General features: G+C 65.9%; 19 protein-coding genes. 6 read left to right on the forward strand and 13 right to left on the reverse strand.

Annotated features, from left to right (window positions below; translation table 11 throughout):
• Positions 1-120: 120 nt before the first annotated feature.
• The 3 genes from KBZ33_RS19815 to KBZ33_RS19825 are packed head-to-tail and all read right to left on the reverse strand — an operon-like array spanning position 121 to position 1,258.
• Complete coding sequence (locus KBZ33_RS19815) at positions 121-660, reverse strand: AAA family ATPase (RefSeq protein ID WP_254955163.1); 540 nt, start codon at positions 658-660, stop codon at positions 121-123.
• 29 nt (positions 661-689) lie between these two features.
• Positions 690-971 carry a hypothetical protein gene (locus KBZ33_RS19820; RefSeq protein WP_255011926.1) on the reverse strand — a complete coding sequence of 94 codons (282 nt, stop codon included), beginning with the start codon at positions 969-971 and terminating at the stop codon, positions 690-692.
• Positions 911-1,258, reverse strand: a complete 348-nt coding sequence (locus tag KBZ33_RS19825) for a DUF4236 domain-containing protein (protein ID WP_254955165.1) — start codon at positions 1,256-1,258, stop codon at positions 911-913. The genes KBZ33_RS19820 and KBZ33_RS19825 overlap by 61 nt, the downstream gene beginning before the upstream one ends.
• A gap of 178 nt (positions 1,259-1,436) precedes the next feature.
• Here KBZ33_RS19825 and KBZ33_RS19830 point away from each other — a divergent pair, with 178 nt between their 5' ends.
• Together KBZ33_RS19830 and KBZ33_RS21950 are read left to right on the forward strand one after the other, a co-directional pair.
• Positions 1,437-1,658 (forward strand): hypothetical protein, encoded by a 222-nt coding sequence (locus tag KBZ33_RS19830; protein WP_255011927.1) that lies wholly within the window; start codon positions 1,437-1,439, stop codon positions 1,656-1,658.
• 740 nt (positions 1,659-2,398) lie between these two features.
• Positions 2,399-2,734: an HNH endonuclease gene (locus tag KBZ33_RS21950; RefSeq protein WP_396108888.1), complete on the forward strand. Its 336-nt coding sequence runs from the start codon at positions 2,399-2,401 to the stop codon at positions 2,732-2,734.
• A 57-nt stretch (positions 2,735-2,791) separates the two neighbouring features.
• On the opposite strand, the gene KBZ33_RS19835 is transcribed toward KBZ33_RS21950, so the two are convergent.
• Positions 2,792-2,941 carry a hypothetical protein gene (locus KBZ33_RS19835; protein WP_254955167.1) on the reverse strand — a complete coding sequence of 50 codons (150 nt, stop codon included), beginning with the start codon at positions 2,939-2,941 and terminating at the stop codon, positions 2,792-2,794.
• Between the two features lie 280 nt (positions 2,942-3,221).
• On the opposite strand from KBZ33_RS19835, the gene KBZ33_RS19840 reads away from it, so the two are divergent.
• Together KBZ33_RS19840 and KBZ33_RS19845 are read left to right on the forward strand one after the other, a co-directional pair.
• A complete protein-coding gene (locus tag KBZ33_RS19840; protein WP_254955168.1) occupies positions 3,222-3,344 on the forward strand; it encodes a hypothetical protein in 123 nt (40 codons plus the stop codon).
• Positions 3,337-3,540, forward strand: a complete 204-nt coding sequence (locus KBZ33_RS19845) for a hypothetical protein (protein WP_255011929.1) — start codon at positions 3,337-3,339, stop codon at positions 3,538-3,540. The genes KBZ33_RS19840 and KBZ33_RS19845 overlap by 8 nt, the downstream gene beginning before the upstream one ends.
• Here KBZ33_RS19845 and KBZ33_RS19850 read toward each other — a convergent pair.
• The 4 genes from KBZ33_RS19850 to KBZ33_RS19865 form a co-directional block, all read right to left on the reverse strand.
• Positions 3,537-3,755 carry a PIN domain-containing protein gene (locus tag KBZ33_RS19850; RefSeq protein WP_254955170.1) on the reverse strand — a complete coding sequence of 73 codons (219 nt, stop codon included), beginning with the start codon at positions 3,753-3,755 and terminating at the stop codon, positions 3,537-3,539. The two genes, KBZ33_RS19845 and KBZ33_RS19850, sit on opposite strands and share 4 nt — an antisense overlap.
• Positions 3,756-3,933: 178 nt before the next feature.
• Positions 3,934-4,179 carry an antitoxin gene (locus tag KBZ33_RS19855; protein ID WP_254955171.1) on the reverse strand — a complete coding sequence of 82 codons (246 nt, stop codon included), beginning with the start codon at positions 4,177-4,179 and terminating at the stop codon, positions 3,934-3,936.
• 103 nt (positions 4,180-4,282) lie between these two features.
• Positions 4,283-5,539, reverse strand: a complete 1,257-nt coding sequence (locus KBZ33_RS19860) for a VWA domain-containing protein (RefSeq protein ID WP_254955172.1) — start codon at positions 5,537-5,539, stop codon at positions 4,283-4,285.
• A gap of 33 nt (positions 5,540-5,572) precedes the next feature.
• Positions 5,573-6,250: a MerR family transcriptional regulator gene (locus KBZ33_RS19865; protein WP_254955173.1), complete on the reverse strand. Its 678-nt coding sequence runs from the start codon at positions 6,248-6,250 to the stop codon at positions 5,573-5,575.
• Between the two features lie 169 nt (positions 6,251-6,419).
• Here KBZ33_RS19865 and KBZ33_RS19870 point away from each other — a divergent pair, with 169 nt between their 5' ends.
• Positions 6,420-7,118 (forward strand): M20/M25/M40 family metallo-hydrolase, encoded by a 699-nt coding sequence (locus KBZ33_RS19870; RefSeq protein ID WP_255011931.1) that lies wholly within the window; start codon positions 6,420-6,422, stop codon positions 7,116-7,118.
• A gap of 94 nt (positions 7,119-7,212) precedes the next feature.
• Positions 7,213-7,749 carry a hypothetical protein gene (locus tag KBZ33_RS19875; protein ID WP_254955175.1) on the forward strand — a complete coding sequence of 179 codons (537 nt, stop codon included), beginning with the start codon at positions 7,213-7,215 and terminating at the stop codon, positions 7,747-7,749.
• 33 nt (positions 7,750-7,782) lie between these two features.
• On the opposite strand, the gene KBZ33_RS19880 is transcribed toward KBZ33_RS19875, so the two are convergent.
• The 5 genes from KBZ33_RS19880 to KBZ33_RS19900 all read right to left on the reverse strand — a co-directional run bounded on the left by KBZ33_RS19880 (position 7,783) and on the right by KBZ33_RS19900 (position 12,104).
• Positions 7,783-8,181 carry a type II toxin-antitoxin system VapC family toxin gene (locus KBZ33_RS19880; RefSeq protein ID WP_254955176.1) on the reverse strand — a complete coding sequence of 133 codons (399 nt, stop codon included), beginning with the start codon at positions 8,179-8,181 and terminating at the stop codon, positions 7,783-7,785.
• A complete protein-coding gene (locus KBZ33_RS19885) occupies positions 8,178-8,438 on the reverse strand; it encodes a type II toxin-antitoxin system Phd/YefM family antitoxin (protein ID WP_255011933.1) in 261 nt (86 codons plus the stop codon). Before KBZ33_RS19885 ends, KBZ33_RS19880 begins: the two co-directional genes overlap by 4 nt.
• A gap of 94 nt (positions 8,439-8,532) precedes the next feature.
• Complete coding sequence (locus KBZ33_RS19890; RefSeq protein WP_254955180.1) at positions 8,533-9,210, reverse strand: peroxiredoxin-like family protein; 678 nt, start codon at positions 9,208-9,210, stop codon at positions 8,533-8,535.
• A 92-nt stretch (positions 9,211-9,302) separates the two neighbouring features.
• On the reverse strand, positions 9,303-10,817 hold the full coding sequence (locus KBZ33_RS19895) for a cryptochrome/photolyase family protein (RefSeq protein ID WP_254955178.1): 1,515 nt from the start codon (positions 10,815-10,817) through the stop codon (positions 9,303-9,305).
• 18 nt (positions 10,818-10,835) lie between these two features.
• Positions 10,836-12,104 carry an FAD-binding domain-containing protein gene (locus tag KBZ33_RS19900; RefSeq protein WP_255011935.1) on the reverse strand — a complete coding sequence of 423 codons (1,269 nt, stop codon included), beginning with the start codon at positions 12,102-12,104 and terminating at the stop codon, positions 10,836-10,838.
• Between the last annotated feature and the right edge of the window lie 565 nt (positions 12,105-12,669).

Here is a 12,669-nt window from a genome sequence, read left to right on the forward strand (position 1 = left end):
CGCGGCGTCCAACGACGGCAGAAACAGCCCTGGTTCACGCGGATTGACCTGCCGCCACGGCCACGCCAGTCCCAACTGCTGGCTGTCGCATGACCGTCTCGGATGAGATGTGTCGGGCAGTCAGGGTCTGGGGTTGATGGCGTCCCGGGCGGCCTTGAGGGCCAGCAACAGTTGCTGGCCCTCCTCGGTGGTGATGGCCTGCTGCACCTCATCCACGATCAGCACCACATCGCCCCTGGCCTGATCGACCACCTCCGTGAGGGCTTGGGCCAGGGTTGCCCCACCGGTTTCCCCCAGCTGCTCCAACTGGAACCCGAAACGAAAACCCAGCCCACCGAGATCCAGTCCCCTGAGCCGGCGCAACCGGGCCAGGGGCGTGGAAGCTGGCGTCACCAGGTCCGTCAGCATGCGGCGGACAGCGGCATAGACCAGCGTCGCCGGGCTGACCTTGATGTCGCTCCAGAGGTCGACGTAGATCACCACCGCCCCCTGGGCCTCCAGTTCCGGCACCAGATCCGTCAGCAGGAAGGTGGTTTTGCCCGTCCGACGCAGCCCCGACAGGAACAGCCCCGACCGCAGGCCCTCGTCAAGGACACCGGGATGGAGCAGACGACCGGCCAGCTCAGCGGCCAGCCGGGGACGGCGGAAGACAACGGCCAACGCTAGGGAAGTTTATACCAGGGCCATAATTATGGCTGAACCATAAGTCCTTGTAACGGGCCCCAGCCCAGGGCGTTCACCAGCCGCAGCGCTTCCTGCACCGCCTCCACACAGCGATGGGCCCGGCGCTTCACGTCGTCCTGGCCTTGCGCGCGCCTCACGCAGGCCTGCATCGCCTCCGGCGTTTCGACCACGGCCAGCAGCCCCTGGGTGCGGCCGCCGATGGTGGGATCGGCCAGCAGCCGGGTGATCAGGTTGTGCTCCCAGAGCCGCTGGCCACCGGAGCCGGGAGCGAACAGCTGCTCCTGCAACACCCCAGGCACCCCTGCCGGAGGGCCTCAAGCTGGCTGGGCCGGAAACGGCGGCTGTTGGGCAGGCCCGCCGCCGACGCCGACGGCGCCCCGGGGCCGTGCTTCACGCTCCAGCTCAGCCCGGTGCCCGGCAGCCCCACGGTGGTGCGGGGGCCACCAGCGCGGGCCACCGGGATGTTGAGGGACGCCCCGCGCCCCCCCCCCAGGGAAATGGAGCTGAGGCCGCTCTTGCCGAAATTGAGGCGCAGGGGGCCGAGGCGGGCGCTGCGGCGGAAGCGGAAGGGCATGGGGCATACCCGCTCAGGTGCGAAGCAAGGAGTTTGAGCTCGGAGCCTGCTGCAGTTGCACCCGTTGAACAAGTGAAACTGGCGTTTCCCCAATTGGCTTGATGACCGGCCAAACTGCACGCCAGAGGTCTCAATAGCGACCGTGTCCCTGGTGGTCCGAAACAGCATCTCCTGGCTGTTGAGTGCCGCCTACTACCTCATGCAGCCTGAATTTGACCTTTGCGAAGCGGAGACGGACGGGTGCCACATGAGCAACGGCTTCTTCTACGACCTGACCCTTATTTCCCCTGATGAGATCCAGGCACTCCACTGCAAGCTGACGGCGGGCGCCCCCCTCAAAGACCATCGTGGAGTCGTGGCAAAGCTCCGAACTAATCAACCCATTGTGGTTGCACCCTAGCGACCAGCAAGCTATCAATTCGGTCCGATGGCAGAACAGTCATAAGGCTACAGTGGAACTGCAGACTATGCCACTAGGCCGAATGATTCACGAACAGGCTGGCGTGGAGCAATCGATCCCATTCAAGGCCAATCCCAGAAAAGTTAAGCGATGAAGGTCTACGTCGGCATTACCGATACGGACCGGCTCCGATACCTTAGATCCTGCAAAGCTGAGGAGAGGAATCTCTGGCGACCCCGGGCGACAAGTCATTCAAGGTGCTTGAGCCGAACGAGCTTTTCCTGTTTAAATTGAAGTACCCAGAGAACAAAATTATTGACGGGGCTTTTTTGTTCGGCGTATAACCCTTCCACCTGAACTTACATGGAAAGCTTTTGGGGACAAGAATGGCATGCCCGACTTTCTCCACTTTCGCCGCAAGATTCAGGAGCTGCGACGTGACAGCGAGTACAATCCAGCAATCGGATGAACAGTCCTGACTCAACCACTTTACTTAGATCTTGAAAGCAAGATAGATCCGCCTTCTGACTGGTCGCCCAATATCAATATCGTTACAGGGATAAGCTATGAGATCTTGCTGGGGAGCGAGGGGCTAAGGCTCTTTGAGGCCGCACAGACTTTTTTCTCACTAGAGCCAAAGGCTGAAGAAGGTGAAAATGAAGGACCTACAATGCGGTTTGGCAAAGAACAGATCATCAAGCCAAGGCTGGGTCAGGGTGGCTTCCGGATCGTGGTAATGGATGAGTACTCGCGCAGATGCGCTATCACAGGAGAGAAGACCTTGCCTGGTCCTGGAAGCTGCACATATCAAGCTATATTCAGAAAATGGACCTCACCAGATTCCCAACGGAATCCTGATGAGATCTGATCCGCATACACTTTTTGACAATGGATACCTAACTTTGACAAAAGAATTTCACGTAGAAATCAGCAGGCGCATCAGAGAAGAATTTTCTAATGGGCGAAAGTATTATGCTTTGCATGGAAAACGGCTTGGCTCACTCCCCGGCAACTCAGCCAACCAGCCCGACCCTGCGTTCTTGGAGTGGCATCAAAGCAACTGCCACAAAGGCTGATTAACTCGTTCAAGAACTATAGCCATGCAAGATTAGTCAATACCTGCAAGGCCCCGGCTACTTGAGGATGAGCTCAAGCTGCTGCCTGAGGAGCAGATGCAGCAGTATTTCCGGCAGCGGCAACGGCCGCGCAAGGCGGGCAAAGTGTTGGTCAGCCATGGTTGAAATCACAGAAGCCACCAGCGTTGAAGAGCTTGCGGTGATCATCAGTGAAGCGTTGGAGGCGGCAGGCAGGAATCACCGCCATTTTGTCGGGAGGTGGGGCGGTATCAGGATCGCTTAGAAGTCTCATTGCGCCTCTGGCGTCGCCGCCAGCCAGGGCCTTGATGGCGCTGAACAGAACCCAGCCGCCAGACACCTTGCTGGGCTTCAGCCTTGAATGCCTCAAAGAGGTCCTCGAACCGCTTCGGGGTCTCGGCCGCAACCTTTGCCAGGTCCAGGGCCAGAAGCGGTACGCTTTGACGTACGCGATGGCATCAACGCTTCGATGGCCAGCATTTCTGCCACGGAAGCCCGCCTCCAGCTCAACATCCAGCGCCGGCTTGTCTACCAGGTGCTGCCCGACGAGAGGGTTGTGAAGGTGCTGAGGCTGTGGACTCACTATGAATGAGGCGCTCTTCGGCCAGCAGCGCCAGCTCCTCCAGGTGCCGGCTGCAGTAAGCCTGCGGATCACGTCCATGACCGGATTCCTGGACGGCCAGGCCGTGGGTATCCCGGCCGTGTTCCGTCTCGCCACCGATCGCGTGCAAATCACCCGCAACCCCAGCAGCGATCTGGTCATTCATCCCTGCCCGGCCTCCGCCTAGGCCGTCGGCACCCAGTTTTCAACCTGCAGGCCGCTCACCTGGGCAAATTCGCGGGTGTTGTTGGTGATCAGCGTGGCCTGCAGACTCAGGGCATGGGGCGCGATCATCGTGTCGAGCGAGCCAATCGGTGTACCCCGGCGTTCCAGCTCCGCACGCAGATCTCCATAGGCCCAGGCAGCGCGCTCGTCGAACGGGAGAACGTCCAGTGGGGACAAAACATCTCCAGGGCCTGGCGATTGCGTGCCGAACCACTCTTGGCCACACCAAAGGCCAGTTCAGCAGCAACCACGCCACAAAGGCCAATCTCTCCGAGTTGATAGCGCTTGAACCGTTACAGAACTGCTGCTGGCTTGGCATTGATGATGTGGATGCAGATATTGGTATCAAGCAAGATCATGGAATGATCGCGTCCCGGATCTGCTCCTCGGGCTGCTCGCGGGTGAGCACGAATCCCGGTTCAAAGGCTGCGAGAGCCGCCTCAAGGGTTTGCCAGGGGTCATCGATGGGCAACAGCAGCACCCCATTGCCGAAATGCTTGACCACTACTTCGTTTCCGCTGAAGCGATAGTCCTTCGGCAGCCGCACAGCCTGGCTGCGGCCCGATTGGAAAAGACGGGCGATGTCAATAGCAGGCCGCAAGCTGATAGTGACCAATGGTAGCTACCACGGCTGGACATTGGCTCACCGCGCTGCCCAGCAGCGCCACCAGCAGCTGCTCCAGCACCTTCCGATCGCCACCACCTCAGGTCTGTTCATCGTCGCTCTCCCACACGTTGAGGCTGGAGCGCTGCGATTCGTTGCGCAGGCGCTTGCGGCCGCGCTTCGGATCGCTCTTGAGCAAAGCCAGCTTCTCGCTGAGCAGGTTGAGCTCCCGGGTGAGCCTGGGGGTGGCGGGCATCACCGACAGGTCGCCGAACAGCTTGCCCAGGCTGACGCTGGCGCTGCCGACATCGCCTCGATCGAGTTCGGCGATGACGCGGTTGCGTTCACGGTTGGCCTTGAACACGGCCAGTTGCTCAGCTACCGCCCCATCGGGGTCCAGCTGTTTGATCTCCTCGCTTTCCATCACCGGCAACTGCAGGTGCTCGATCAGGCTCTGGCGTTCGCCGCTGCCGGGGGCCTCCCAGGCCAGGCGCACGCTGAGGATCTCCTGGTCGGGGATCCAGGCGGGCAGGTTGATCTGCAGGCCCACGTTGAGCTCCTGGCAGGCGCGCAGGTTGGGGAGTTGATGGTTCCCGGCCGTGGTGGGCGTGAGGTCGTTGAGCCGATCGACCACCTCGGCGCCGTGCTTGCCTCGCACCCCGAGGCTCACCCGCCGCCCGAAGGTGCTGGCCAGTCCCTGGAGCTCGGAGGCGTAGAGATCCGCCAGCTGGCTTGGGGTTTCGATGTGGGCCAGGGTGCCATCGCCCGCGGCGGCCATCGCCCCCATCAGGTCCTCGTCGAAGTCATCCCCGAGGCCGAAAGCACTGGTGCTGATGCCCCGCTGGGTCAGACCCGCCACCTTGGCGGCGATCTGCTCCTGGTTGGTGAGTCCCTCGTTGGCCTGGCCATCGGAGAGCAGCAGCACCCGGTTCATCGCCCCGGGATCCAGATGCTCCGCCACCTGGGTGGCCCCGACTCGCCAGCCATCGAAGAGAGCCGTGCAGCCACCGCTGTGGATCGTGTTGATCGCGGCGATGAAGGGCTGGGGATCGGCCACGAGCCGCGAGGGCACGACGATCTGCACCTCGTCGTCGAAGCTGACGATGGCGAGGCGATCGCGGCTGGTGAGCTCGCCGGCCAGGAAGCGGGCCGCCTTACGGGCGTAGCTGAGCTTGGTGCCGCTCATCGAACCGGAGCGGTCGATCACCAGGGCCAGGTTGAGCGGCGGCCGCTCGCGCAGGGTGGCGCCTGCGGCCGCCGGCGGTGGGGTGATCGTGAGCAGCAGATCGAGGGTCGAGGGGCGATCGGAAGCAACCGCCGGCCGCAGGGGCCGGAAGCGCAGGATGGGACGGGTCATGGTGGAGGTTAGCGGCGGGACGGGGGAACGGGTTCAGCGGTCGGCGGCGTCGAGCAGGGCGTTGAGCCGGTCCAAGAGGTGCTGGAGCCATTGCTGGCGCCGGGGGCCTGCAGGAGGAGGCAAAACGGAGTCGCGGACGTGCACTTCGATGCCGGGGGCGAGGGTGAAACGCAGCCAGCGGCTGCCGCCATCGCTGGAGCGGGATCCGGAGGGGGTTCGCTCGGAACGGGAGAGGGAGGACAGGGGTTTGTTGAGCATCCCAAGAACGGAGCCCATCGCGGTGGCTTTTCGTGCGAAGGACGAAGACTCGTCTGCCGGAGAATCGGGGCCGTCGGCCGTGGACGACAGATCCCGCAGGTACTGCAGGGCCTCGTTGCCCGTGGAAGCGGAGGGAGCGGTGGCCGCCGCACCTTCCCCATCGAGCTGCTCCAACTGTTGCTCCAGATCGGCGTCGGCCAGAACGCAGAAGGGAGCAATGGCGGAGAGGCTGAGGCCGCGCCGGGCCAGGGCGCGCACCAGCACCAGTTGCAACAGGTGCCGTTGGCCGTACACCGCGCTGCGACCTTCCTTGCCGGGGCGATCGATCAGCCCCTGGGTGGCATAGAGACGCACGGTGCGCGGTGAGATCTCCTCCCTCAGGAGATCGCCGGCGGCTACGAGGAGGTCCTCGAGGCCGTAGAGCGCATCGGCGGGAGTGGAGACCTTGACCATGTCCAAATTATCCACACTTGCAGTGCAGGTGTCAAGCGAATAGGCTTCGTGCCCCATCGACCGTCCCGCCAACGGCAACACCAGCCCCAGCAACACCCCCGCGCCCCTGCTGGAGCACCTGCAGCACCTGGCCCGGCCCCGCCATGCGCGCTGGGATCCCATGGGCCTGATGGCGGTGCGCGCCTATCTCACCGAGCAGTTAGCCCCCCTGGGGCCGGTGCAGGAGCACCACTTCCATGAGGGCATCGACGCGGGTACCAACCTGATCCTCATGCTCCCCGGCCAGCGCCCTGAGCTCGATCCCCTGCTGGTGGCGGCCCACTACGACGGCCCCTTGCACTCGATCGGCGCTGACGACAACGCCTCAGGGCTGGCGGCCCTGATCGAGCTGGCCAAGCACTGGGCCGACGAGCCGCCCCGGCGGGCGGTGTGGATCGTGGCCTTCGATCAGGAGGAGTGGGGCAGGCTCGGCAGCACGGCCCTGGCCCAGGAACTCCAGGCCGGCGGCCAGAAGCTGAAGCTGGTGGAGAGCCTGGAGATGCTCGCCTACACCTGTGAGACCCAGAGCTATCCAGTCCAAGCGATGCGGGCGGTGTACGGCGACCGGGGCGATTTCATCGCCGTGGTGGGCAACCTGGGCGCCGCGGCGATGCTGCCGGTGCCCGATGCCGGCCGCTCACTTCCCGATGTGCGCCTCAGCGACCACAGCCCCTTCTGGGATGCGGGCTATGACGCCGTGATGGTGACGGACACCTCCTTCCTGCGCAATCCGCGTTACCACCGGATGAGCGACACGATCGACACGCTGGATCTGCCGTTTCTGGCGGCTGTCACCGAGGGGTTGAAGGCGGGGTTGGGGGCTCTGTGACACCGGGAGTGCCTCGTCGCCTCTGGTCCTTCGCAGGGGAAAAGGCCTCGATCCGGCCCTGCTGGGGAGGATGGGGCCCGCCGCAGACCCATCGATGGAGCCAACGCTCGACAGCCTTCTGAACTTCTACGCCGAGCGGATCGGAGGGCCCTTCCCCCTTTCCCTTGTTCCTCCCAATCAGCCGCTGCACTGGCAGGGGCAGACCCTGTTCGGCACGGCCCGGGGCACAGAGCCGCTCTACCTGCTCCAAAGCACGATCGATTCCTTTCTGAGCGCCGCTCCCCTCGGCACTCTCAGCGTGGGCTTCTGGGGCCATGGGATCAACAGCCACGCCTTCTACTACCAGCGCCGCGAGCCCTGGGGCAGCCTGTTCCTGCGGCTGGCCTACGGCGGCTTCGACGACGACAACGAACGGGCCACCCGCCAGATCAGGACCACCATGGAGTGGCTCGCCGGGTTCCTGCCGATCGTCAGCGTGCGGGCCCGCCACTGCATCGTGGTGGACTCTATGGGTGATGCCCTCTTCCGGATCTGCCTGCACGACGGCCAGGTCATCGAGGGCGACGGCCCCCTGTTCGAGCCCGAGCGCGGACCGGCCGAGGCGCTGCGCCCCCTGCTGGAGGGGCTGTAACTCTGGTTGGCCTCTTCTGGCCGGCCTCGCTTCTCACCAGAACGTCTGGCACGGGAAAGTGGACAGCTGCGGATCAGCGGTGAGCAGCACCAGCCGCTCCAGCTCGGCCTGGGCCGCCAGCACCCGATCAAAGGGATCACGGTGGGGCTGGTTGTAGCCGCCGGCCCTCAGGCCGTGGGCCAGGGAGATCGGCAGGGGCTGGAAGCCATCGGCCTGGAGCAGGCCAGGGAGATCAGCCATGGCCGTCGCCAGCTCGGGCAACTTGCCCTGATGGTGCTTGAGGCTGAGTTCCCAGACCGATGCCGCACTCACCAGGATCCGGCTGCTGGGGTCGACCAGAAGCGCCTGGACAGCACCCGAGAGCCGCTCCGGATCGAACCACCACCACAGCAGGACATGGCTGTCGAGCAGGTAGGCGGAGGGGCTGCTCACGGCAGGGCTGGCGCCGGAATCACCGGGCTTGCTTCCCAGTCGGCGAGCTGATCGGGCGGCATCGGCTCAAGTAAGGCGTCTGGCTGGCTAAGGGGACCCAGGCGGCGCAGACGACCAGGGAGGCGCTGCGGGGCTGGCGCCTCCAGAGGCATCAGCCTGGCCCAGGGCTTGCCGGCCTTGGCCAGGACGATCGTTTCACCGGCATGGGCGTCATCGATCAACCGCGAGAGCTGGGTTTTGGCCTGGTGCACATTCACCAGACGGTGGGCCGGCGCTGGACCTTCCACAAGACCGAGTCGGGAGTCTTGCTTAGCTTAGTCATGGACTAAGTCTGCGCCTCCAGCACCCACCTCAGTCCAGATACGGATCCAGGAAGCTCAACGGCCGGGCCATGGTGGCCGAGAAGCCGAGGATGCCGGGGTCGCGGTGGCTGTAGAGGAGGCTGTCATCGGCCTCAAGCAGATAGGTGCCGCCGCGCTGGGTGAGGAAGTCGTCGCGGGGGACGTAGGTGCGCCAGTGGCCCAGCACTTCGGCCATGTTGCGCAGCCGCACGGTAGCCAGCTCGAAGGGGCGCTGGAAGCCGCGGCCGCCGGCCCGTGCGAAGAACGACCCTTTGATCGGCGGCAGGGGACCCGCCTGGATGGTCTCGTCGTCGGCGATGCGCTGGGGGGCGCTGCGATCACCGGTGTAGCCGCGCAGCACTTCGGCCAGGGTGCCGGGGGAACCGAGGCCGGCGCACATCAGCAGCAGGTTGGGCCAGGGCCCGCCGGCCTGCTTCAGGCCCTCGTAGAGCCCCAGGTCGCGGTGCAGATCCGGCTCAGCATCCACCAGTAGCCGCTCACTCGGGAAGCCGGTGAAGCCGCAGAAGCGAGCGCGGCCCGCCGCGTCGCCGATGCCGATCGCCAGCACGGCGATGCCGGCACTCTCCAGCTGCGGCAACACCGGCACCAGAGCCTGGGCGTACTCAAGGCTGTCGAAGTCCCCCAGCTGGCTGAACAGCAGCACCAGCCGTTGCCGGCCGCGGCCCATCCCCTCCACTCCAGCCAGTCGCTCCAGCAGCAGAGCGGGGGCGGGCGGCCGGGCGGCAGCAGCGGCGGAGGCGGTCACGGGCAGGGAGCGGTTCAGGGCACAACCATGGTGGCCCGCTCCAGGAACGCCCCGGCGGCGAGCTCCAGCGCCTGGCGCCGTTTGGGGTCCATCTTCTCCAGCATCCGCACCATCATCGAGAGGCGGGGGTTGGCCTGGAAGAACTCCTGGTGGCGGTCGATGAAGCGCCAGTAGAGGCCATCCCAGATTTCGCACCAGGGGCCCTTCTTGACGTCGCCCATCTTGAGGATGTAGTTGGAGCCGCCGATGTAGGGCTTGGTGGCGAACAGGCCGCCGTCGCTCATCTGGCCCATGCCATACACATTCGGGCCCATCACCCATTCGTAGGAATCCAGGTAGCGCTCCATGAACCAGCGGTGCACCTCGCCGGGGTGGATCTCACACAGCAGCATCAGGTTGCTGATCACCATCAGCCGTTCGATGTGGTGGTTGTAGCCGAGCCGGTTCACCCGTTCGATCGCCGCATCCAACGGCGGCAGGCCGGTGCTGGCGTCGTTCCAGCAGGGGGCGAGGCGGCGGTGGTGGTTCCAGAAGTTGGCGGCGGCCTGGCGCTCGCCGTGCACCCGGTCGATGCCGCGCACGAACTCGCGCCAGCCGATCACCTGGCGCAGGAAGCCCTCCAGCGAGGCGATCGGCACCGGCTGGCCGCGCTGCTCCCGTGCCGCGGCGTGGGCCAGGGTGGCGGCGATCACCGCCGCGGGGGTGAGCAGGCCGATGTTGAGCAGGGGCGAGAGCAGGGAATGGTTGAGGGTGTCGTGGTGCTGGCTGAGGGCGTCCTCGAAGGGCCCGAAGCCGTCGAGCCGCTCCGCCAGGAAGCGCTGCAGCCAGGCCTCGGCGCCGGCCTGATCGAAGGGGATCCACAGGGGCCCCAGCGCGCCGGGGTGATCGGCGAAGTGGGTGTCGATCAGGGCCCGCACCACCGGCTCATGGGGGCTGGCCGGCACCGCCGGCAGCGGCGGCTCCACGTAGCCCTTGGGCAGCTTGCGGCGGTTATCGGCATCGAAGCTCCAGCGGCCGCCAGTGGGGCTGCCATCGGCCTCCAGCAGCAGGCCGAGGCGGCGCCGCTGGCGTTCATAGAAGGTCTTCATGAAGGGGCGGCGGCGCCCTTCAAACCAGGCCCGGCTTGCGGCCACCGATTCCAGGAAGGCCGGTGAGGGCAACACGCTGAGCGGCACGTCCTGCTCCGCGCAGAACCGCTGCAGCCGCGCCTCGAAGCCCCGGTCGGCGACCGCGGCCACCTGGAGCTCTTGCCCGTCCCCCAACTGATCCGCCAGCCGCTGCCAGAACGACACCCCCACCGAATCGGGCAGCTCGAAGTAGTGCACCGTCACGCCCCGTTCGATCAGCGAATCGCGGAAGCTGCGCATCGCCACGAAGGTGTGCAGCAAGCGCAGGCGGTGGTAGCGCCAGGTGGAGGCCACGGCCAGGTCCTCGATCATCAGCACCCGGGAGCCCGGGGCGAGCTGCAGGGGCGAGGGGGTGAGCCAGTCGGGGTGGAGCTGGTCGCCGAGGATCAGGGTCAGGGCCACAGGGTGAGGGTCACAGGTTCAACTCCAGCGCTGGCGGTGGGTCTGCTGGGGGTCATAGAGGCGCACCTGGCGCTCCAGATCGAAGCGGCGGGGGGCGCCGCCGAAGCTGCGCGGGTCGGAGCCGACGCCGGCCAGGTAGGCCCAGTTGCCCGTGTTCAGGGCCGGGTGGGCATCGATCAGGGCCCACTCGAAGAAACGCGCCCCCCAGATCCAGGGCAGCCGCAGCTCATTGACGAAATGGGAGGCCACCCACTGGCGGCCGCGGTTGGAGAGGTAGCCGGTGCTCAGCAGTTCGTTCAGCTGGGCATCGATCAGGGGATGGCCGGAATCCCCGCGGGTCCAGCGGGCGAAGCGCTGCCGGTCCGCCTGCCATTGGGGCGGGCGATCCTGGATCCCGCCGGGGGCGTGGAAGGCCGCGCCGTGGTGCTGCTCCGACCAGAGGAAGAACTCGCGCCAGAGCAGTTCCTGTTGCATCCACTGCGAGCCCTCGTCGGCGCCATGGAGCTCCTGGTAGCGGAGTACCCCCTGCCAGATCCGCCGCACCGAGAGGGAGCCCACGCCCAGGAAGGGGGAGAACTTGGCGGAGAACTCGGTGCCCACCAGCCCGTTGCGGCTGGCCTTGTAATCGCGCAGCCCGCTGGAGTCGAACAGGTAGTGCTGCAGCCGGGCCAGGGCCGTGGGCTCATCGCCGCTGAAGGGGAAGGCGCTGCGGGAATCGCTCCCGGCCCCGGGCGCCGCCGGCGACGCCAGCCAGGTGCGGGGGAGGTCGTCCCAGGTGCCCCCCAGGCCGGCGAGATCCGGTGGGGGCAGGGGTGGCTGCGGGGCGCGCTCCAGCCCGCGGCGGAACTGGCTGAACACTTGCGGGAAGCGTTCGGCCGCCACCGGCCAGGTGTCGAACAGGCGGCTTTCGCTGGCGTTCAGCACCGCCTCGGGCTGCACCAGGGGGCGGAGTTCGGCCAGGGCGGCCGCCGTCGTGAGCTGGGGAACGACCAGCAGGGGAATGGCCGCCGCCGCCAGGCGCTGCTGCAACGCCGCCAGGGCCTGGGTTTCCAAACGGCGCTGGTGGGGTCCGCGCAGGCGCTGCGCCTCGGGCCGGCAGGCCAGCACCAACAGGCGCGCGCTGCGCTGGCGGGCCAGCGCCACGGCCTGGTGCAGGGCGGGCTGGTCATCGAGGCGCAGCTGGCCCTCCAGGGCCAGCGCGATGCTGACGGCAGCCGCCATCGGTGTTGCAGGAGGAGGGTCCAGGGTGGCAAAGCCAGAGCCATCGCCGCGAGAACCCCGTTCCATGACGGATTGATGCGGCCGCAAGCGGAACGATTGCGCTTCTTAAGGATTGCTCTAGGTTCTGGGGCAACAGGAGATCCCCATGCACCGATCCATCGGACTGCTGACCGCCACCGGCCTCACGGGCCTGGCCCTGGTGAGCCTGACCATGACCTTTCTCAGCTGACGTTGGGCCCGGGCTGCTCCTTCGGCACGAAAACCGACCGCTTCAGGTCGGCGCCGCAGGCCGCCGACAGTCCCCCTTGGCGTTGTAGCCGGCCTCGCAGGCAGTCAGCCCCCAGTCGGAGCGGCGGTCGTAGAGGCCCGGCATCCACCGCCAACCAGTGGCGGACCTGACTGCCCGACACAAGTCTGAGAACCCTTGCGACAGAATGGGTCTCAGTCAATGGGGTGGGCAGGGAGCCATGGGAGCTTGGGGCTGCGAAACCAATCCAATCCCCCGTGGATCCCCAGACCCGTCTCCATCGTGAGCTGATCGGCCTCCTGCGTCAACACAGCGCCTTCTGCGACCAGCGGCACTTGCTGCTGTTGGGCTGGATGGTCGCCGGGTTGCTGCTGAGTCAGACGG

Origin of the sequence: Cyanobium sp. Cruz-8D1 (genome assembly GCF_024345975.1) — a bacterium.
In the GTDB taxonomy this organism is placed as follows: domain Bacteria; phylum Cyanobacteriota; class Cyanobacteriia; order PCC-6307; family Cyanobiaceae; genus Cyanobium.